Origin of the sequence: Hydrogenophaga flava NBRC 102514, assembly GCF_001571145.1 — a bacterium.
GTDB lineage: Bacteria > Pseudomonadota > Gammaproteobacteria > Burkholderiales > Burkholderiaceae_C > Hydrogenophaga > Hydrogenophaga flava.
Map to the genome: position 1 here is coordinate 269,934 of NZ_BCTF01000001.1, position 20,877 is coordinate 290,810.

The following is a 20,877-nucleotide window of genomic DNA, read 5'->3' on the forward strand; positions in this document are numbered from 1 at the left end:
AACGAAACTGAAAATGAACCGCATCGCCGAGAAGCGCTCAGGAGGGAGAAACGGGCGCCCGCAAGGCGTTCAGCAGGGCATGAGCCTGCGAAGACAGTGCGGCGCTGCCGTGGGCCGTCCATTGCGAGTCCAGCGACCGCCACGACAGGGGTGGCTGGGGCGCTGGGTCCCGAGGTCCGGCATCGGCGCGACCGCCCTGCACCGCGAACTCCACCATCAGGGTTCTGCGCTCGCCCTGACCGTCCTGAACACTGACCTCCAGGCTGAGCCTGCCGCTGAAACCGGCCGGTGGCACGCCGGAGAACCTGCCGGTCGCCGGGTCAAAGCGCAGCCACGCGGGCAGCGGACGGCCATCGGCCTGGCGCACCTCGACCAGCACGGCAGACCGGCGCATCAGGTCATCACCCACGAGCGCGCCCAGCGGCAGCACATACTCGATCGGCTGGCCCGGGCGCAGCACCACCGCGTCCTGCCCGCCCAGCATGGGCAGACCTGCGGAAGCGGCGGCGGCAAGGTTGCTCGACTGAACCGGCACCGACCAGGGTTGCTCATGGCGGTCCCATCCGGTGTCTGTTAGCTGATCCAGTGTCGTGGGCCCGAGCACGCCCGCAATGCCCGCAGGCGCCAGCCCGGGCAGTGCCGATGCGGCGACGCCGTCGCCCCCACTCCATGCCTGAAGTGCGTTGGACACGATGAACGGGGTCGGCGCAAACAGGGGCACGGGGGTCATCCCTCCACCTGCGGGCAACGGGGCCACGGGCGGAGGCGGCGCGACCGGAACGACGGAGGGCCCTGGGGGCACCGGGTCCGGGGTGGGCAACGGCGATGGGGCGTCCGGCGCAGGAGCGGGGCGCGGCGCGGCCACCGGTGCGACCACGTGGCTTGCGGACGCGACGTCTGCCACCATGGGGTTGCCGACCGCGTCCTGCACTCCGCTCCCGCCGGCAGACAGCACCACACCCAGGCTGCCTTGACCACGGATGTCCGATACCGTGATGAGATACGTCTGACCGTCCTGCGCCTGGATGCCGGTCAGCGTCCCGGTGGCGCTACCGGTGGTGCTGAGCTGGAAGTCCGCAAGATCCAGGCCGCTCACAGGTTCCGTCAGCCGCAGAACGAATGTCACGGAAGAGGCGTCTGACGCAGGGTTGCCTTGCAGCACAAAACTGCTGCCCGCAGGTGCCAGGGCATCCACCAGAACCCCGGTGGTGGTACCGACACCGTTGAGCGTGGGCGTCACCGCATTGCCCGCGCCATCGAGCAGCGTGCCGCCGTTGGCCGCGAGGCTGCCACCCACGGCAATGCCGTCGGAGTCCAGTTGCCCATCGGCCACCGTCAGGCGGAACACCAGCGCCGTGCTGCCAGACCCCGACACGTACTCGGCGTACACCGTGCCCCCTGTGTTCAGAGTGACAGCAATGCGCGGCGTGCCGCCGCTGGTGTCGACGGTCACGGTGTCATCGAAGTTGACGGTGAAGGCCAGGGTTTGTCCAGCCACGTAGGTGCCGTTGGCGGGCACCGTGACCGAGGTGACGGCAGGCGCCCGGGTGTCGATGGCGTAGTTGTTTGAATCTGTGGCGCCAGTGCCGGAGTTGCCTGCGGCATCGGTGTAGCCGGTGTTGTCCAGGGTGATGAGGTTTGTGGTGTCTTCGACGTCTGTGGACGGCGTCAATGTCGCGATCCAGGTGACGCCGCCATCGCTGGAGCTCAACCCACTCAGGCTGCCGTTGGCCACCGTGAAGTCGGCAGTGTTCAGGCCACTCACCGCCTCGCTGAAGGTGATGGTCACCGTCGCCGTCTCGCCCACCGTCAGCGAGGTGTCGCTCACCACGATGCTCGCGGTGGGGAGCTGGGTATCGACGGCGTAGTTGTTGGAGTCGGTGGTGCCACTGCCCGGGTTGCCGGCCACATCCTGCACGCCGGTGTTGTCCAGGGTGATCAGGTTGGTGGCGTCGGTGACGTTGGCGCTCGGCGTCAGGGTGGCGGTGTAGGTGATGTTGTCAGAGGTGGACAGGTTGCTGAGCGTGCCGTTGGCGACGGTGAAGTCGGCTATGGCCAGCCCGGTGACCGCCTCGCTGAACGTGATGGTCACCGTCGCGGTCTCGCCAGCCGCCAGCGCGCTGTCGCTCACCACGATGGTGGCGGTGGGGCGCTGGGTGTCGATGGCGTAGTTGCCCGAGTCGGTGCTGCCGCTGCCGATGTTGCCGGCCTGGTCCATCACGCCGCTGTTGTTGAACGTGATGATGTTGCTGGCATCGGTGATGTTGGCACTTGGGGTGAAGGTCGCTGTCCAGGTCAGGCCACCGTTGCTGCTGATGGGGCTGGAGAGTGTGCCGTTGGCCACGGTGAAGTCGCCCACGTCAAGGCCCAGCACGGCCTCGTTGAAGGTGATGGTGACGGTGGCGGTCTCTCCGATGCTCAGGGTCGAGTCGCTGAGGATGATGCTGGTGGCGGCCGGCCGCACGCCATCGACCACCAGGGCCGCGTTGGCCCCCAGAGAGCCGGCTGCGCCCGGCGTCGGCAACTCGAGGAGTGCGGACTGGTTGTTGCCATCTCTGATGGTGCCGCCATTGAGGCTCAGGGCGGAAGTGGAGAGGTAGTCGAGATCGGCCGAGCTGTCACCGGCCTGCACGGTGTAGCTGAAGCTCAGAGTGTTGCTGCCCGAACCGGAGACATAGTTGAGTACGCGGTCTGTGGCGCCGGTTTCCAAGGTCAGGGTCGGGGTGCCAGTGACGTTCACGGCGCTGTCGAACTGCACGGTGATGGTGATCGTGTCACCGATCTTGTACGTACCGTCAGCGGTGCTGGACGAGACGCTGGTGACGACCGGGGCGATGGGCGCGGTCAGGGTGAAGTCGTTGCCGCTGCCGCCGATGTAGCTAGCCGTCAGCTCGGTGCCATTGCCCGATGCATTGAACGCACCCCCTTCCCCAACCCCGCTGAACGTGCCGGTGATGGCATCGGCCGCATCGTTGACCACCACGGCGTAGGTTTCCCCGTTGCCAGCCGTGTAGCCGTGGTTGACGGCCAGTGTGGCGCCGGAGACGTCGACGGCACCGTTGACCACCACCCGGTCGTAACCTGTGCCCGCAGTCGCCCCGTTGATGTCCAGCGCCAGGGTGCTGCCCGCGTTCATGGTCAGGTTGCCATTGACCGTCAGATTGCCCGCCCCGGCGTTACCCGGCGCAAGGGTTCCTCCGTTTTGCACAGTGACGTCGCCACCGAGGATGCCGCTGCCCGCCAGGGTGGCGCCACTGGCCACGGTGGTCGCGCTGTTGGTGCTGCCGTCCACGGCCAGCGTGCCGGCAGACACGCTGGTGCCGCCTGTGTTGGTGTTGGCGCCAGACAGGGTCAGCGTGGCTGCACCGGTCTTGGTCAGCCCGCCAGTGCCGCTGACAGTGCCCGACAGCGTGGTGGCAGCGCCAGCGTTCACCGTGGCCACACCGGTGAGCACGATGGCGTTGTCGATGGTGGTGCTTCCCGTGATCTGCAGGGTGGTGCCATTGGCCAGGTTGACCGAGCCCGCCCCGAGGTTGGCGTCGCTGGCGATGCTCAGGGTGCCTGCGCTGACGGTGGTGGTGCCGCTGTAGGTGTTGCTGCCTGAGAGGGTCAGTGATGCTGCGCCAGTCTTGGTGAGGTTGCTGGCACCGCTGATGACGCCGGAGAGCGTGGTGTCGGCTGCGGTATTGACTGTGGCGTTTCCGTTGAGGGCGACGGCGTTGTCGATGGTGGTGGCACTGGTCACAGCCAAGGTCGAGCCGGCTGCCAGGGTCAGCGCACCGCTGCCCAGGTTGCTGTCGCTGGCCACGCTGAGCGTGCCGGCACTGACGGTGGTTGCACCATAGGTGTTGCTGCCGGACAGGGTCAGGCTGCTGGCGCCGGTCTTGGTCAGGGTGAAGCCGCCGCTGATCACGCCCGACAGGGTCGCAGCGGCCGAGCTGCTCACCGAGGCATTGCCACCGAGAGCGATGGCGTTGTCGATGATGTTGGCGCCAGTGAGCGCCAGGGTCGTGCCGGCAGCCAGGTTCACCGCCCCCGTTCCCAGGTTGCCATCGTTTGTGATCGACAGGGTGCCGGCGTTGACATGCGTGGCGCCGTAACTGTTGCTGCCGGACAGGCTCAAGGTGCCGCTGTCGGTTTTTGTCAGATCGTAGGAACCGCTGATGACGCCGCTGAGGGTGACGGCATTGGCGTTGCTGACGCTGCCGTTGCCGGAAAGGACGATGGCGTTGTCGATAGTGGTGGCGCCCGTGACCTCGAGCACGGTTGCTTCCGCCAGGGTGACAGACCCACTGCCCAGGTTGCCGTCACCGGCAATCGAGAGCGTGCCGGCGGAGACGGTGGTGGTGCCGCTGTAGGTGTTGCTGCCTGCCAGCGTCATCGTGCCGCTGCCCTGCTTGACCAGCGAGCCAGTGCCAGACACCGCGCCACTGACCAAGGTCGACGTGTTGTCACCCCCAGCGGACAGGGTATAGCTGCCCAGCTGGATGCTGGCGCTGGCACTGCTGCTCGCCAGGCTGCCGATGGTCTGGTTCGAAAGCAGCGTCAGGACACTGTTGCCGTTAACCCTCACGGCACCGCTGTCGGACATGGAGGCATCGCCATTGAGCCTGAGCCAGCCGTAGTTCAGCAAGATGGTATTGCCGGTGTAGGTGTTGGTACCGGAAAGGGTCGTCGAGTAGGTGGCGGATCCGGTCTGGTTGATATTCAGGCCGCCAGTGCCGCTGATGTTTCCGGAAAAGGTGGTGTCTGCTGTCTGGTTGCTGGTGAGGCTGAAGCTGCCGAGCGTCACCGGGCCGGCACCAGAGAGATTGCCGATCGCCTCGTTGCCGGCCAGGGCCAGGGTGGCGCCCGCAGAGACCGATACGCTGGTGTTGGAGGCGAGCGCGTCGCCGCCGCTGACTGTCAGGGTTCCCGCGCTGATGGTGGTAGCACCGGAGAAGGTGTTGCCTGCACCAGACAAGGTCAGGTTGCCGGCACCGGCCTTGGTCAGGCCCCCGCTGCCGGCGATCAGGCTGGAAATGCTGGCGCTATCGCCCGATCCATGGGTGAAGGTCTGGGTGGTGCCCCCGCCCAGGGTAATGGTGCCACCGGTGAGTACCAGGCCACTGGCCTGATCCATGTCGAAGGTCAGGCTCTCGTTCAGCGATACGCTGCCGAGATTGAGCGTCTGGCCGGCCAGGGCGCTGTCGAAGACGACGGTCTGGCTGCCCGTGGCATCGGCAGCCGCAATGGCCACGGCTTCGCTGAAGCTCACACCGTTGCTCACATTGATCGTGGCCGTGTCGGTGGTGTTGGTGACATAGATGGTGTCGCTGGTGACCGTCACGTCGGCGGCGGAGTTGGCCGTGCCATCGCTCAGGGTGTAGCGCAGCGTGGCGTCACCTGCGGGGGTGTCGCTGCGGTAGGTGATGCGCTGCGCCACGTCATTGACCAACGCAGTAGTCGCCGTGGTACCACTGCTGGTGAAGTTGATGGTAAGCACGCCACCGGTGTTGGTGAAGGTGGCAAAGGTTTGCCCGCCGGACTGCAGATTGCTGCCGCTGACGGTGAAGAGCGCGCCCGACGTGTTGAAGCCGAGAGTGTCCGCACCCACGGCCGTGCCGGGGCGCTGAATCGTGAGGCTGGCGCCAGCCCAGTTTCCGTTGCCTCCGTTGAGGGCACCCAGCTCGGCGTCGCTCAGTGTTGCGTTTCCACTGGCATCGAGCACCACGGTATTGCCCACGCCGGCCCAGGCCACGCTGTCGCCGTTCAGGTTGGCTATGGTGGGAGTGGCGTTGGGGACAATGGCATCCGCGATTTCAATATTGTTGAGCACCACCCAGAGATCGCCTGAGGGCGCGGTGATCCTGACCTCATCCACATTCCCGAAAATAGCCGGATCAAGTCCATTGGACTCGTCAAAGGTGTTCTCCCACACGCCGTCAACATTGACCGTGACGCTGCCAGAGGGGACACCGTTGAGGTATCCCGACAGTGTTATCAGGCCGTTGCCACCGTAGTCCGCGAGGAAGATCGATTCGAGGTGAAAAGCCGTGCTGCCGGAAATGGTGACCTGCCCGGACGACGTGTTGTTCCCATAGTCGGCGGCGATGCCAGTCTGGTTGTAGGGCGTTTCAAGCGTCCAGTTGGCATTGATGTCGTTGGTGATCGTGAGGCTGATGCCTGCAATATCGTTGGACGCCACGCCATCCTCGGCAGTCGTGCTGTTGGGCGAACCAGTGAACACCAGCGTGCCCGTCGCCAAAAGGTTGCCAAACGCTGCAGGGTTCAGGGATGCGCTCTCAATTTCCCCGGTGGTTCTCTCCAGCATCCAGTTGCCCCCCAAAACCGCGCTTCCAGTCGCGTCGTCAGACGCCGCGACATCTGCACTCGTCAGCTCTGCCACGTTCTGGAGGAGGCGCAGCCCATCTTCGTCGGCCCCGATATTGCAGCCATACAACAGGATGTCGCCATCTGCTGCAAGAGAGGCTCCGATGCTTGCGAGAAGGCTTCCATGGCTCGCCACGTTGTCGCTGGTAAGCCAGAGGTTGCCCAGCTGTACCGCACCTTCATCCCCGTGGCTGACGATGTGAATGGCGCTCAATCCGGTGCGTCCGTCCAGGTACTCTGCCATCTGCGCCAAGCCGTCACCCTGGCTGTCCAGCATCACCACCTCGACGCCTTCGCGCACACCACTGGTCAGCGTGTCCAAGTCCGGAAGGTTGTCCACCACGAAGACGACTTCCTGGCCTGGGACGGCCGAGGTCAATGCCTCGGGGATCTGCGCGATATCTTGCTCGGCGTCGTCAACCGAAGCGTCCGATGTGGATTCCGGGGCTGCTTGCGCGGATGCGTCATCGGCGATGGTGTCCGACGCCGTCTGCTCTTCGTCTGCCGTTGACTCATCAGTGGAGTGGTCGTCAGTTCCGGCCACCTGCACTGCTTCGTCCGCACCGTCCGCTTCGCCCGCCTCGACGGCGGGCGTGTTGGTGTCTGATGTGACCGGCGCTGTGACGGGCGCAGATACCGGGGCCTCTGCCTCGACCACCGTGGGCTCCGCTGCCGGCTCCACCTGCGAGTGAACCGTGACAGCCGTCTCGACAGCAGCTGCGTCGAACATCATCCGTGGCTCCAGAGCCCGGATGAGGGACGATCTACGAAGTGCATGGGTTTTGCGCCACGCCTCAGCGTGAGTCTGGATATCAGCCATCGACCCTCCCTCAGTGGACCACCGATGCACAGCAACGGAAGCCGCCACCATGCGTTTCAGGAAAAAATTCAATCTAGCAGAATGTGACAGATAGCCCTGTCTTATCGGCGCGCGCCCTGTCAACTTGAGCAAGAACCGGGCACACGACGTTTTGAGACAATCCGCCCCATGCTCCAGTTCGACGTTCTCAAGACCGAGGGCCACGCGCGCCGTGGCCGTCTCACCCTCAACCACGGCGTGGTGGAGACCCCCATCTTCATGCCCGTGGGCACCTACGGCACCGTCAAGGGTGTCACGCCCGCGAGCCTGGAGGACATGGGCGCCCAGATCATCCTGGGCAACACCTTCCACCTCTGGATGCGCCCCGGCCAGGAGGTGATGAAGAGCTTCGGCGGCCTGCACGCCTTCGAGAAGTGGCACAAACCCATCCTCACCGATTCGGGCGGCTTCCAGGTCTGGTCGCTCGGCGCCATGCGCAAGATCACCGAGGAAGGCGTGCACTTCGCCTCGCCCGTGAACGGCGACAAGCTGTTCATGTCGCCCGAGGTCAGCATGCAGATCCAGACTGGGCTCAACAGCGACATCGTCATGCAGCTGGACGAGTGCACGCCCTACGAGACCAACGGCCACCTGACCACCGAGGCCGAGGCGCGCAAGAGCATGGAAATGAGCCGCCGCTGGGCCGTGCGCTCCAAGGACGAATTCGCTCGGCTGGAGAACCCCAACGCGCTGTTCGGCATCGTGCAGGGCGGCATGTTCGAGCACCTGCGCCAGGAGTCGCTGGAGGCGCTGGTGGAGATGGACTTCCCCGGCTACGCCATCGGCGGCGTGAGCGTGGGCGAGCCCAAGGAACAGATGCTGCAGATCATGGCGCACACGCCGCACCGCCTGCCGGCCCACAAGCCGCGCTACCTGATGGGTGTGGGCACGCCGGAAGACCTGGTGCAGGGCGTGGCCGACGGCGTGGACATGTTCGACTGCGTCATGCCCACGCGCAACGCGCGCAATGGCACGCTGTTCACCCGCTACGGCGACCTGAAGATCCGCAACGCCCGCCACAAGACCGACCACCAGCCGCTGGACGCGACCTGCACCTGCTACGCCTGCGCCGGCAAGGCCGGCGTGAGCTGGGCCGACGGCGGGCGCGACGGCTTCAGCCGCGCCTACCTGCACCACCTCGACCGCTGCGGCGAGATGCTCGGGCCGATGCTGAGCACCATTCACAACTTGCACTACTACCTGAACCTGATGAAGGAAGTGCGCAACGCGCTGGACGCTGGCCGCTTCGAGGCCTTCCGCCAGCAGTTCAAGTCCGACCGCGCGCGCGGCGTCTGACGCCTCGGCGGCAGACGGCGGTGCGGCCGTCCCGCTAAGCTGCGTCCCCATGACCCAGCTCCCCGTTCCCCGCCACGTCCTGCCCGTGCTGGTGCTGGCGCAGTTCGCCGGCACCTCGCTCTGGTTCGCGGTCAATGCGGTCATGCCCGACCTGCAGCGCGCATTCGGCTGGCCCGCCACCGCCGTCGGCACCCTGACGTCGGCGCTGCAGGCCGGCTTCATCGCCGGCACCCTGGTGTTCGCGCTGCTGGCGATTGCCGACCGCTTTGCGCCGCGCCGTGTGTTCCTGGTCTGCGCGCTCGCGGGCTCGGGCTGCACCGTCGGTGCCTGGGCCATGGTGTCGGACTTCGGTGCGCTGCTGGCCTGGCGCTTTGCCACCGGTTTCTTCCTCGCGGGCATCTACCCGGTGGGCATGAAGATCGCTGCGCAGTGGTACACGCGGGGCCTTGGCCCAGCGCTGGGTCTGCTGATCGGCGCGCTGGTGCTCGGCTCGGCCAGCGCCCACGCCCTGCGCGCCCTCGGCGACACCCTGCCCTGGCCCACGCTGATGCTGGGCGTGGCGGCGCTGGCGGCCGCGGGCGGCGTGTCGCTCTACGCGCTGCTGCCCGACCCGCCCGGCGCGGTGGCGCGCGTGACCACGCTGCAGTGGCGCGCGCTCGCCACCATCGTCACCGACGCGCGGGTGCGCAGTTCGGTGTTCGGTTACTTCGGCCACATGTGGGAGCTGTACACCCTGTGGGTGCTGATGCCGTTGATCCTGGCGACGCGGCTGCAAGGCACCACGCTGTCGTGGGCCGCCTTCGCCACGCTGGGCGCCGGCGTTCTGGGCTGTGTGGGTGGCGGCTGGCTGGTGCCGCGCTTCGGCAGCGCCCGCGTGGCGGGGGTGCAACTGGCCATCAGCGGCCTGTGCTGCCTGCTGGCGCCGCTGCTGATGGGCGCGCCCGATGCGCTGTTCTACGGCTGGCTGCTGGTCTGGGGCATCACCGTATCGGGCGACTCGCCGCAGTTCTCCACGCTGACCGCGCGCAACGCACCGCCGCAGGCCGTGGGCAGCGTGCTGACGCTGACCAACAGCATCGGCTTTGCCATCAGCATCGCCAGCATCCTGCTGTTCGTCGAACTCACGAGGGTGGTGCCGCTGGGCTGGCTGCTGACAGGGCTGGCGCTGGGTCCGGCGCTGGGTCTGTGGGCGCTGCGGCCGCTGCTGCGGGAACGGGCGTGAGGCCGGCATCCGGCGCATCGCCCCGGCGGGCCTCGGTGCCGCAGGCGAAGCAGTAGCGCGCGAACGCGCTCTTGCGCGTGCTGCAGTGGCCGCAGCGGTCGAACAGGCACAGGCCGCAGTGCGGGCAGAAGTCGGTCTTGCCGTCCTTGAGGTCGACCGCGCGTTCGCAGCCCGGGCAGACGTTCTTGGCCAGCCGCGCCTGCGCCAGGTCGTAGTCCATCTCCTTGCGGCGCTGCGTGTCGGGCAGCGCCTCCACCGCCTTCTGCCGCTCCAGGTAGCGCTGCAGCGCAGCGATGGCGTAGCGCCCGCCGATCACCGTCAGCACGATGCCCACGATGTAGCGCACATAGCCGCCGTAGCTCGGCAGGTAGGGCACCAGCTCGACGAAGAACGCGAACAGCGCGAAGAAGATGAAACCCCAGACAAACGGCCAGGACGATCCCTTGCGGTGCTTCTTGAACAGCCAGCCGGCCACCGCCAGCAGCGGCAGGGTGAGCGCCAGCCGGTAGCCGAACACGCGCAACTCCTGTGCGCGCTGTTCCTCCATGTAGATGTCCCGCGCCGCGTCTTCCAGACTGCGCAGCTCGGCCTGCGCACGCTGCTGCGCCTGGCGCGCGTCCAGCGCCACCTGCTGCTGCTTTTCCACCGCCGCCAACGCGTCGCGCTCGGCCTTGCGCAAGCCATCGAGCTCGCGCGTGCGCTGCAGCACGTCCTCGTCCTGCTCGGCGCGCTGCGTCACGCTGCGCGTGGCCAGCCAGTTGTCGAAGGTCTCGCGCGCGGCGCGGTTGTCGGCGCGCGCGGTCTGCAGCTTCAGCTGCGCCTGCTCCAGCGCGGCCTGTGCCTCTTCGGCCGCCTTCTCGGCGGTCTTGATCGACTCCTTGAGCGCAGGCGTGCGCTGCGGGTCCATGAAGTCTTCGAGAGACCGTGTCTGCTCCACCTGCGGCAGGTCGCCGACGATGGTGCTGCCCAGGCCGGTCAGGAACCAGGCGAACAGGAAGGCCACCAGCCAGAGGCCGCGGCGGAACCACTTCTCGGACAGGCGCAAGGATTTGCTCATGGTGTTTCCCTCGATGGTTTTGTGTTGAAGGTCATTGTGAACCCGCTCACAGCGCGATCCGCTGCGGTGCCGAGCCAAGGCCGCTGCGCGCCAGCCAGTCGAACACGGAGTCGACGGTCACGGTCTCGATGCGGTCGGAGAAGCGCTTGTCGTTCGGGTGGTCGTCGAAGCGGATGTGGGCCGAACCGGCGCTCGCGCCCAGCCGCGTCATCGGCCCCAGGCGCAGCGTGCTCGGCTGGTAGCCCTTGAAGCCCAGCCAGGCCTGGGCCTGCGCACGGCTCATGACACCCGGCTCGGCGGCGATGGCCATGGTTTCAATCGCCCACTGGTTGGACTGCTGGTAGCGCGTGCCCCAGGCGTAAGCCACCATGTTGTAGTCGCGCTCGTGCAGGCGCAGGCTGCGGCCTCGATCATTCAGCAGCGCGTACAGCGGCGCCTGCAGCTGCGGCGCCGGAACCGACCACACCGCCTCGTGGCGCCAGAGATCGTCCAGAAAAAACTCGCCCAGCCCCTGGCGGTAGATCGAACCGGTGGCCGTGCCGCACTGGTTGAGCTTGTGCAGCACCCGCCACGGCCCCTCCGCCGTCTTGTAGGCCCAGCCCAGGTGCGAATAGCGAAGCTGGTACTTGGAGAGGTCCTGCCCTGCGCGGCCCAGCACCACGACCCGCGCGCCACTGCGCGCGAACTCGGCGTCCAGCGCCTGCGCCGTGCGCCGGGCCAGCTCCAGACCCTGGGTCAGCGTCTGTGGCGTCAGCGGGCGCTGCTCGCAGGAGCGGCCGGCGTGGGCGGTGGTGGCGCCGAGCAGCAGCACGGCGATGGCCAGCGCATGGGGAGCCACATTCAGTGTCTTCTTCATGGTCGGGCCTCAGTAAGTCAGCCGTTCGTTGTGCAACAACGCGCGCCCCAGCTCGTTCGGGATGAAGCACAGCACCTCACCCGCTGCCGACAGCACCACGCCCGCGCCAATCACGCTCACGGCCACCAACGTGACCACACCGGCCACCACACCCGAAGCGGCGCGCCCGCTCAGCTCCACGCTGGCGCGCGCGCCATCCGACGCCCGCTCCAGCACGATCACTGTGCCGCGCGCCGACACCTCGACCGCCTTCACCACCAGCACCGCGCCGCTGACCGCCAGCGCCGCCGGCACGGCACTCACCGCCGCCGCGCCGGCCACCGCACTGCCCGCGACTGCCGACCCGGTCCCGACCACCGACGCCGCGCCGGCCACCGCACTGCCCGCGACTGCCGACCCGGTCCCGACCACCGACGCCACCGGCAAGGCAGACAGCACCAGCGAGGCCTCGCTCTGCGCCCGCGCCGGGGCGCCCGCCATCAGGGCCGCGCCCAGGCTGGCGGCGAGCAGCAGGTTCTTCAAAGAGAAGTGCTTCATGTCATTGCTCCTCGGCAGAAGCCGTGACACGGCGGTGCTCGATCAGGTCGGCCTCGTGGCGGTCACGCAGCGTCTTGGCCAGCGTGAACGCCGAGGTCACGAGGTAGAGCCAGCTCACCCCCAGATAGGCCTTGTAGGTCTCGTCGATCTGCATGCGCAGCAGGCCCCAGAGCGTCAGGCCCATGGCCACGGCAAAGCCGCCCCAGACCACGAAGCGCCACATCGGCGTTTCGGCCTCACCGGTCCGCTGCGCCTTCTGCTGGTCGCGCACCGCCTTGGCCAGCACGAACACCGTCGACAGACAGAACACATAGCCCATCACCATGAACGCCCGGTCCAGTGCCTGGCCCGGCAGGTACGCCAGGCCGGTGGCGCAGAGAAAAACCGCGAGCCCGAACGAGACCCAGACCTGGAGCTGCCAGGCGCGGGTGTCGCGCATCACGATGAGGGGAGAACGGGAACCGCTGACCATGTGAAACCTCGGTGGGTTGTTGAACATGGGGCGGATGGTGGGGGCGGGCGGCGATTCGGGTGCCGGATACATGCACCGGAATCAAAGGAGCGACCTCTTGGGATCGTTTTTCAATACTTCTCAGCGGATCATCGGGTCTTTCAGCTGCGACGAGTGGTCAGCCATTCCGACGCCACCGACGCCCCAAGTTCAGTTCCACGCGATTGAACCAGCTGCTGCGCCGTCAGATGCCGCAGCGCTTGTCTGCCACGGCTTCAAGGCACCCACCAGTACCGCACCGCATGAAAAAACACCGGGGCCGCGAAGATCACAGAGTCGGTGCGGTCGAGCATGCCGCCATGGCCTTCGATCATGCTGCCCCAGTCTTTCACGCCGCGGTCGCGCTTGATGGCGGACATGACCAGGCCGCCGAAGAAGCCCATCAGACAGATCAGCAGCGCCATGCCTGCGGCCTGCAGTGGTGAAAACGGTGTGATGCCGTGCAGGGCGGCACCCAGCAGCGTGGCGCTGGCCACGCCGCCGATGAGGCCCTCCCAGGTTTTGGAGGGCGACAGGACGGGCGCCACCTTGTGTTTGCCCATCAGCTTGCCCCAGATGTACTGCAGCACGTCGCTGCCCTGCACCACGATCACCAGGAAGGCGATGAGCAGCATGTTCCTACCTTCAAACCCGATCACCGGCAGCGTGAGCAGCGCGGGCACATGGCTGATGCAGAACACGCTGACCATCAGGCCCCACTGCACCTTGGACGCTCGCTCCAGGAAGCGCTGGGTGTCGCCGCCGGTGGCTGCCAGGATGGGCAACAACAGAAAGGCGTAGACCGGAATGAAGATGGAGTAGAGGCCGTACCACTCGATCCAGACGAGGAAGTACTGCATGGGCAGGGCCACGTAGAAGGCAGCCGCCATGGCGGTGTGGTCGCCCCGGCGTGTGTAGGCCAGGCTCAGGAACTCGCGCAGCGCGTAGAACGAGATCAGGAAAAACAGGGCGACCACCCCGTTCTTGCCAAACAGGAACGCCAGGCCGATGGACCCGACCATGACCCACCAGGCGTTGATGCGCGACGTCAGGTTGTCGATGACGGCGTGTGGCGCGCCATGGGCCACACGCCACTTGAGCAGGGCGGCAATGCCCGAGGCCAGCACGAGCACACCGGTGACACCAACAAACAACCAGCCCGTGGGCGTGAAGAGCGCCAGGAAGTTGTCTGCGTTCATGCGCCGCTCCCGGGTGTCTGGGTGTCGCGGCTCGCAGGCGCCGGGGGTGCGGGTTCGGCCTCGCGGTCGTATTCGGGCCGCAGGTCCAGCAACGCCTGGCGCGCGCGCCGCAGGAACTGCTGTTTGTCTTCCTGGGGAATCAGGGCCAGCGGTTCGCCAAAGCGCACCGTGCAGGCGAGCGGCACAGGCAACAGGGCGCCTTTGGGCAGCACCCGCTTCAGGTTCTCGATCCACACCGGCACGAAACGCACATGACCGAACGACCGGGAGAGATGGTAGATGCCGCTCTTGAGTGGCAGCAGCACCTCTTCACTGGTGTTGCGGGTGCCTTCGGGAAAGATGATCAGGGAGTCCCCCGCCGCGAGCGCCGTGCCCATCTGCACCAGCGGGTCGCCGCTGCCGGGGCCACCCGTGGCGTCGCGCCGGATCATGAGCGCATTGAACACATCGCGACCAATGAAGCGGCGCAGCGCCGACGTGTTCCAGTAGTCCTCGCCGGCCACGGGGCGGGTGAGCGTGCGCAGGTCGGGCGGCAGGGCGGCCCAGAGCAGCACAAAGTCGCCGTGGCTGGTGTGGTTGGCAAAGTACACGGTCTGGTTGGCCATGGGGCCCGTTCGGCCCCACAGATAGCGCAGGCCGGTGATCAGGCTGGCCCCGGTGACGATGGTCAGCCGGGCCAGCGCAGCCAGCCACCGGCGCGGCGAAGTGCCGTCCGGCTCCATGGGGGGAAGCGGTTGCGGGCGCGTGGAAGGAGAGGGATCTGGGTTCACTCGACACCTAAAAGAACAGGGAGGCCAGGGCTGCGGCGGTTTGCAGCAGCACGAGGACAAGATGCCAGCGCAGAAGATGGCGGGTACCGCGCAGGCGGTCGCTCATCGGGCGCACGGCTGGCGGGTGCTCGCTCACGGACTCTTTGCGCAAGCCGAGGTGGGCCAGCGAAGTGTCCAGCGTCTGCAGGCAGGGCATCTGACCCTCGCCCAGTTGACAGAACAGGCGCTCGTCCAGCGCCAGGCGAAAAACAAGGTACCGCTCGATCAGACCGCACAGCAGCACCAGTGCCCACCCACTGGCGCCCACCAGCGATGTCGGCGGCCAGGCCACGCACACCAGCGCGGCGAGCAGGCTCAGGCCCAGTGACCACGGGCCCAGGGTGCGCACGCTCGCACGCAACAGGGCGGCAAGCACCAGCGCGTCGGCGCGCTCCTGTTCATCCAGCGGAGGCTGCGTCACCGGTCTTCTCCGCAGGCCGCGGTGCGGCCAGTTGCTTCAAGGCGCCCAGCAAGGCGGGCCCCAGCACCAGCTGGGGCCGGGCCCGCCGGGCACGGGCTTCGGCCTCGGCCAGATCGGGCACGCCCTGGTGCAGCAGCTGCCAGGCCACCACCGCCGCGGCGCTGCGTGAAAAGCCGAGCGCGCAACACACCCAGACCGGCCCATTCGGACCGGCACCGCGCTGGGCCTGCACCAGATGCGCCGCGCGCTGCAGCCGGCCCGGGGTGGGCACCACCAGGTCGAGCAAGGGCAGGCAGCGGCTCACCGGCCGGGCGGCCGCGTGCACGGGCAGCTCCGCGCACAGGCTCACCAGCGCGGGCTGGCCAGCGGCCAGCCATTCGGCGTGGCTCGGACGCCGCCCCAGCCACACGCCGGGCACCACCTCCACGCGGGGCGGCAAGCCGCGCGTCCAGGCCCAGGCGTTGAGGGCTGCGCCGAGCCGGTAGGGCGCCAGCAGCCAGCGCGCCGACCAGTGCATGTGGCCCGAACGGTCCATGCGGAACCCCCGCTCGCCCAAGCCCAGATAGTTCAGCGCCACCACAGCCAGCGAGGCCGCCGGCCAGGCGAGCCAGAGCCCCACGCCGCCCCATCCAAGCGCCAGTGCCAGCAACCCGGCAGCGCCCGCGAAGTACAGCGCAGCCAGCTTCAGGCGCTGGCCATCCCTGCTCAAGCGCCACGCCGAAGGCAGCGCCACTTCGCGCTCCAGCGGCCACAGCCAAACACACAGCACGCCCAGCAAGGCGCCGGTGGGAATGTCGATGAAGTGGTGCTGGTAGGTGGTGAGCACCGACGCGCAGATGGCGAACGTCCAGACATGCAGCAGCACCCGCTGCCAGGTCCGGCGCATCAGCGGCCGGTACCAGTCCCAGAGGATGACGGCGAGCGCGATGTGCAGGGAAGGGGCCTGGTTAAAGGGCTGGTCAAAGCCGCGCAGCGCCGCGAACAGGAAACCGGCGGCGCCATGGGCCTCGGGCTGTCCGAAACTGAATCGCAGGGGCCACAGCACAAAGCAGCTCACCGCGATGAACTGCGCCGTGAGCAGGCGGGCCGCGTGGCGGTCGATGCGGTGCCTGCTGCGGCTCAGAAACAGCGACAGGCCGTAGAACGCGTTGATGGACCAGTAGGGAAAGACCGTCCAGTCCCAGAACGGGATGTGGCGCTCCCAGTCGAACACCACCGAGGGCACCTGACCGGCGGCCCAGCGCTGAACCGCCCACCAGTTCGCCAGACCATAGGTCAGGTAGAACAGCGGCGCCAGCAGGGCCAGCCAGGCGGCGGCACGGCGCCACGGCCATGCGGGGGGTTCGGGTCTCATGCCGCCTCGCGCACCGCCAGCGACACCGTGAAGATGCCCCACTCGTCGATGCGTTGCGCGACTTTCCGGAAGCCCGCTGCGGCCACGAGCTGGTCCATCTCGGCCTGCGTGCGGCGGCGCATCACCCAGGCCTGGCCCTGGCGGTGGCTGGTGAGCGCGCGCGCGATCATCTCCAGTTGCGGATGCCAGGGCTGGCCGGTGTACACGAGATAGCCCCCGGGCTCCACCGCGTCGGCCACGCCGGCCAGTGAGCGGGTGATCATGGCGTTGTCCGGGAACAGCTCGTACAGACCCGAGACCGTGACCAGTGTGGGGCGCGGCGTGGCGCTGGCCACCTGGGTGCGGTCGAAGGCATCGGCCTTCTCGAAGCGCGCCATGGCCTGCAGACCACGCTGCGCGATGAGCGCCTGACCATCGCGCACGTTGATGTCGCTGTAGTCGCGCAGCAGCACCGAGGCCACGGGCACCGGGCTGCTGGCCACGGCATCGAGCACATAGCGTCCATGCCCGGCGGCGATGTCCATCAGCCGCACCTCGCGCCCGGCATCGGACAGCTGCTGCATGGCGTCGCGCAACAGTTCTTCGACGTGCAGCTTGCGCTGGCGAATGCCGCGCCAGCCGATGGAGTCCAGGTAGGCGCGGTCGATCAGGGCGCCTACCAGCGGCATGCCCCTGGCCTGGTTGCGGTACACGTAGTCCAGGGTGCTGCCGGAATCGAAGCCCGTGTCATGCCCCAGGCGCACACCGTCGGACAGCACACCGCCGAGCTTGAGGCCGGCGCGCGTACCCGCCCAGTACAGCCCGCGTGGCGACAGGGGCGACAGCGGTTGGGCCAGGGCCCGGGCCTCGTCCGCCGTGGCGCCGCGCTGGTCGGCCTGGAGCAGGTTGACCGCAGCGGCAGGGGCATCGAACTGGCGCAGCAGGAAGACCCGCAGGGCCTGCAAGGCACTGGCACGGTCGCGCTCGCCCAGGGTGTCGTGAAAGAAGCCCGGCAGTTCCAGCTTCTCCTTCACCGCACTGCCCAGCCGCTCGAAGAAGCGGTGCTGTGGCTTGTGGTGAACCACCCAGTCGGCGCCCGAGATGAGCAGCTGCGTGGGCACCACGATGGCCTGCGCGTCGGCCACCACGCGCTCGGCCGCGTTGTACAGATCGAGCAGGATGTTTACGGCGATCGGGCGCGAGATCAGCGGATCGGCCTCGTAGCTGGCGATGCGCCCGGGGTCGTGGGTGAGGAACTTGGCCTTCACGTAGCTGTTCACGAAGAACAGCCCGCGCAGCTTGTGCATCAGCGCCAGGCCAGCGCGCGCAAATGGCACGTAGAGCTTCACCTTGAACGCAGGCGAAGCCAGCGTCATGCCACGGATGGCGGGGGCGTAGTCGTGCGCCCAGGTGGACACCAGCACCGCACCCACGCTTTGTGCAATGACGTATTGATCGGTCACGGCCACGCCGTGTTCGGCGGCGATGTGATCGACAAAGGTCTGCACGTCGCGCACCGAGGTGGCGAAGCTCGGGCTGTGGCCACGCTGGCCGGGTGAGCGGCCGTGACCCCGCGCATCCCACGCGAAGAAGTCGAACTCGGGCAGGTTCAGCTCGTCCACCAGATGCGCCATGCGGGCACCGTGCTCGTGTCCGCGGTGAAACAGCACCACCGCGCCGCGCCGCTGTGGCGCTGTGGCCGGCCAGTGCCGATAGAACAGCGAGACCCCGTCGTGGGTTGAAAAATGGCGCTCCTGCGCTGGCCGGGTGGTGTTCATGAACTCCCTTTTGTTCTGGATGACGAAGCAGCGGCGGTTCGTTCGGACAGGGCCGAACGAACGCGGCGCACGGTGGTGAGGGCAATGAGGACGGCCAGCAAAGGCATCAACAGCGCCGTCCAGCCCGGCATGGTCCAGCCCAGCGAGACCACCAGCCCCAGCGCGCCGAACACGAAAGCCCGGTCGCTCTTGCCCATGGGCCCGTCGTACCGTCGACTGGCGCCCACCGTGGTGCCCAGCGCGCCCGCGAACTCGGATAGCCCGGCCAGCACGATCACCAGACCGACCCAGAACGGATGGCCCGGCAGGACCAGCACAAACGGCAGGTACAAGGCCGCGTCCGACACCACATCGGTGAGTTCGTTGAGGAAGGCGCCCAGCGGCGTCTGCTGGCCATGTTCGCGCGCCAGCATGCCGTCCACCGCGTTGAACGCCATGCGCACGAACATCCACAGCGGAATCAGCGCAAAGGCCAGAGGCGATGGTTCCAGAAAGAACAGCCCCAGCCCGAGGGCCACCGAGATCACGCAGGCCAGCAGGGTCACCTGGTTGGCCGTCACGCCCCAGGCATGCAGACGCACCACCCCCGGACGAAGCAGGCCCTGAAACGCTGGCTTCAATTGATAGATCGACAAGGTCCCTCCCCTTTTTAAGGTGCCGGCGATTATCCGAGCAAGCCCGCCACCCGCTCCCGCAAGCTCTCCGGCGTCACCCGCTCAGCGGCCACCGCCTCCCCCACGTTCAGACCCACGCGGTTGAACAGCCCGCGCCGGAACGGTTTGACCATCGCGGTCGGCTGGCCGCCGCTGAGTTCGATTCGGCTGAAGTAGGAACCCCAGAGGTCGGTCAGCGCCATCGGGATCACGCTCACATCCTTCACGCCGTCTGCCCGGGCCGTTTCGAGGATCTTCATGATCCCGCCCTTGAAGGGCTGCAGCGTGCCGTCCTTGGTGATCGCGCCTTCGGGGAAGATGCCGAGCAGATCGCCTTCGCGCAGCACCTTCGCCGACTCGCGGAACGCGGCTTCGTAGGCGGCCGGGTCTTCCTTTTGCGGCGCGACAGGGATGGCCTTGGCCAGTTTGAACAGCCAGCCCAGCACCGGCACCTTGAAGATGCGGTGGTCCATCACGAAGCGGATCGGGCGCGGGCTGGCGGCCATGAGCAGCACGGCGTCGACGAAGCTGACGTGGTTGCAGACCAGCACCGCTGCGCCCTCGGTCGGGATGTTCAGGTCGCCGGTGACCTTGAAGCGGTAGACAAAGCGCGAGGCGATCCAGGCCACGAAGCGCAACAGGTACTCGGGCACCAGCATGAAGATGTAGAACGCCACCACCGCGTTGGCCAGGCCGATGACCAGGAACAACTCGCTGATGGTGAAACCCGCACTGAGCAGCGCGCCGGCCAGCAGCGAGCTGGCGATCATGAACAGCGCGTTGAGGATGTTGTTGGCCGCGATGATGCGGGCGCGGTGCGTGGGCTGGCTGCGCATCTGGATCAGCGCGTACATGGGCACGCTGTAGATGCCGGCGAACAGAGAGAGCAGCGCGAGGTCGGCCAGCACGCGCCAGTGCGCCGGCTCGCCGAGGAACTGGCCCAGCGTGAGCGACACGGTCGAAGGCGGCAGGCCGCGCGAGGCGAAGTAGAGGTCGACCGAGAACACGGTCATGCCAATCGCGCCCATCGGCACCAGGCCGATCTCCACATGGCGGCGGCTCAGGATTTCGCACAGCAGCGCGCCCACGCCGATGCCGACCGAGAACACCACCAGCAGCAGCGAGGCGACCTGCTCGTTGCCGTGCAGCGTGTCGCGCGCGAAGGCCGGGAAGTTGGCGAGGAACACCGCGCCGAAGAACCACATCCAGCTGATGCCCAGCAGCGAGCGGAACACCACCACGTTGCCGTGCGCGAGCTTGAGGTTGCGCCAGGTTTCGGTGAAGGGGTTCCAGTTGATCTGCAGCGCCGGGTCGGTGGCCGGCGAGACCGGCACGGCCTGCGCCAGCACCCGGCCCAGCAGCGCGAGCAGCAGGCAGGCCGCGGCGACGTAGCTCGGGCCGACCAGGGGCAGCGCGATCAGCAGGCCGCCCGCGACGTTGCCCAGCAGGATGGCGACGAAGGTGCCCATCTCGACCATGCCGTTGCCACCGGTGAGTTCCCGCTCGTTCAGGTGCTGTGGCAGGTAGGCGAACTTGACCGGCCCGAACAGCGTGGAGTGCAGCCCCATCAGGAACACGCAGCCCAGCAGCACCGGCACGTTCTGCTGCATGAAGCCCCAGCCGGCCAGCAGCATGATGGCGATCTCCAGGTTCTTCACGAAACGGATCAGCACCTCCTTGGGGTACTTGTCCGCCAGCTGGCCACTGGTGGCTGAGAACAGCAGGAAGGGCAGGATGAACAGCGCGCCGATGACCAGACCGGCCATCGAGGCCGGCAGCCACTGCACCTGCAGCTGGTAGGTCACCATCACGGTGAAGGCGAACTTGAAGACGTTGTCGTTGCCGGCGCCCAGGAACTGCACCCAGAAGAAGGGGCCGAAGCGGCGCTGCGTGAGCAGGGCGAACTGGTTGCTGTGGGCGGCGTGTGCACCGGTGTCGGCGTTCATCGCGGCTTGCGGGGTGGACATTCGGGTCTCCTCCTGTGGGGTCCTGCGG

The 20,877-nt window shown here is 67.4% G+C and carries 14 protein-coding genes; 2 read left to right on the forward strand and 12 right to left on the reverse strand.

The annotated features are described in order from the left end of the window. Nucleotides 1–37: 37 nt before the first annotated feature. Nucleotides 38–7,105 (reverse strand): Ig-like domain-containing protein, encoded by a 7,068-nt coding sequence (locus HFL01S_RS01310; protein WP_066253511.1) that lies wholly within the window; start codon nt 7,103–7,105, stop codon nt 38–40. A 255-nt stretch (nt 7,106–7,360) separates the two neighbouring features. Between HFL01S_RS01310 and tgt the strand changes: the two genes are divergently transcribed. Together tgt and HFL01S_RS01320 are read left to right on the forward strand one after the other, a co-directional pair. Next, the gene (tgt, locus tag HFL01S_RS01315) at nt 7,361–8,527 is read left to right on the forward strand and encodes a tRNA guanosine(34) transglycosylase Tgt (RefSeq protein WP_066253514.1); all 1,167 of its coding nucleotides are present in this window, start codon (nt 7,361–7,363) and stop codon (nt 8,525–8,527) included. 49 nt (nt 8,528–8,576) lie between these two features. Next, on the forward strand, nt 8,577–9,749 hold the full coding sequence (locus HFL01S_RS01320; RefSeq protein WP_066253517.1) for an MFS transporter: 1,173 nt from the start codon (nt 8,577–8,579) through the stop codon (nt 9,747–9,749). On the opposite strand, the gene HFL01S_RS01325 is transcribed toward HFL01S_RS01320, so the two are convergent. The 11 genes from HFL01S_RS01325 to HFL01S_RS01375 all read right to left on the reverse strand — a co-directional run bounded on the left by HFL01S_RS01325 (nt 9,649) and on the right by HFL01S_RS01375 (nt 20,849). Next, nucleotides 9,649–10,806, reverse strand: coding sequence for a zinc ribbon domain-containing protein (locus HFL01S_RS01325; protein ID WP_084383011.1), 1,158 nt, complete (start codon nt 10,804–10,806; stop codon nt 9,649–9,651). The two genes, HFL01S_RS01320 and HFL01S_RS01325, sit on opposite strands and share 101 nt — an antisense overlap. A 46-nt stretch (nt 10,807–10,852) precedes the next feature. Then, on the reverse strand, nt 10,853–11,662 hold the full coding sequence (locus HFL01S_RS01330) for a DUF2145 domain-containing protein (RefSeq protein WP_066253520.1): 810 nt from the start codon (nt 11,660–11,662) through the stop codon (nt 10,853–10,855). A gap of 9 nt (nt 11,663–11,671) precedes the next feature. Then, the gene (locus HFL01S_RS01335) at nt 11,672–12,199 is read right to left on the reverse strand and encodes a hypothetical protein (RefSeq protein ID WP_066253523.1); all 528 of its coding nucleotides are present in this window, start codon (nt 12,197–12,199) and stop codon (nt 11,672–11,674) included. A gap of 1 nt (nt 12,200) precedes the next feature. Then, nucleotides 12,201–12,698 (reverse strand): YiaA/YiaB family inner membrane protein, encoded by a 498-nt coding sequence (locus HFL01S_RS01340; protein ID WP_084383027.1) that lies wholly within the window; start codon nt 12,696–12,698, stop codon nt 12,201–12,203. Nucleotides 12,699–12,925: 227 nt separating this feature from the next. Further along, a complete protein-coding gene (locus tag HFL01S_RS01345) occupies nt 12,926–13,888 on the reverse strand; it encodes a phosphatidate cytidylyltransferase (RefSeq protein ID WP_066253526.1) in 963 nt (320 codons plus the stop codon). Beyond that, the gene (locus HFL01S_RS01350) at nt 13,885–14,610 is read right to left on the reverse strand and encodes a lysophospholipid acyltransferase family protein (protein WP_066253531.1); all 726 of its coding nucleotides are present in this window, start codon (nt 14,608–14,610) and stop codon (nt 13,885–13,887) included. The genes HFL01S_RS01345 and HFL01S_RS01350 overlap by 4 nt, the downstream gene beginning before the upstream one ends. A 55-nt stretch (nt 14,611–14,665) precedes the next feature. After that, on the reverse strand, nt 14,666–15,118 hold the full coding sequence (locus tag HFL01S_RS01355) for a hypothetical protein (RefSeq protein WP_066253534.1): 453 nt from the start codon (nt 15,116–15,118) through the stop codon (nt 14,666–14,668). Continuing rightward, nucleotides 15,096–16,472, reverse strand: a complete 1,377-nt coding sequence (locus HFL01S_RS01360; RefSeq protein ID WP_066253537.1) for a phosphatase PAP2/dual specificity phosphatase family protein — start codon at nt 16,470–16,472, stop codon at nt 15,096–15,098. The genes HFL01S_RS01355 and HFL01S_RS01360 overlap by 23 nt, the downstream gene beginning before the upstream one ends. Beyond that, nucleotides 16,469–18,229, reverse strand: a complete 1,761-nt coding sequence (locus HFL01S_RS01365; protein ID WP_066253540.1) for a bifunctional alpha/beta hydrolase/class I SAM-dependent methyltransferase — start codon at nt 18,227–18,229, stop codon at nt 16,469–16,471. The genes HFL01S_RS01360 and HFL01S_RS01365 overlap by 4 nt, the downstream gene beginning before the upstream one ends. Continuing rightward, a complete protein-coding gene (locus HFL01S_RS01370; protein ID WP_066253543.1) occupies nt 18,226–18,864 on the reverse strand; it encodes a CDP-alcohol phosphatidyltransferase family protein in 639 nt (212 codons plus the stop codon). The genes HFL01S_RS01365 and HFL01S_RS01370 overlap by 4 nt, the downstream gene beginning before the upstream one ends. A 29-nt stretch (nt 18,865–18,893) precedes the next feature. Further along, on the reverse strand, nt 18,894–20,849 hold the full coding sequence (locus HFL01S_RS01375) for an MFS transporter (RefSeq protein ID WP_066253546.1): 1,956 nt from the start codon (nt 20,847–20,849) through the stop codon (nt 18,894–18,896). Nucleotides 20,850–20,877: the final 28 nt, after the last annotated feature.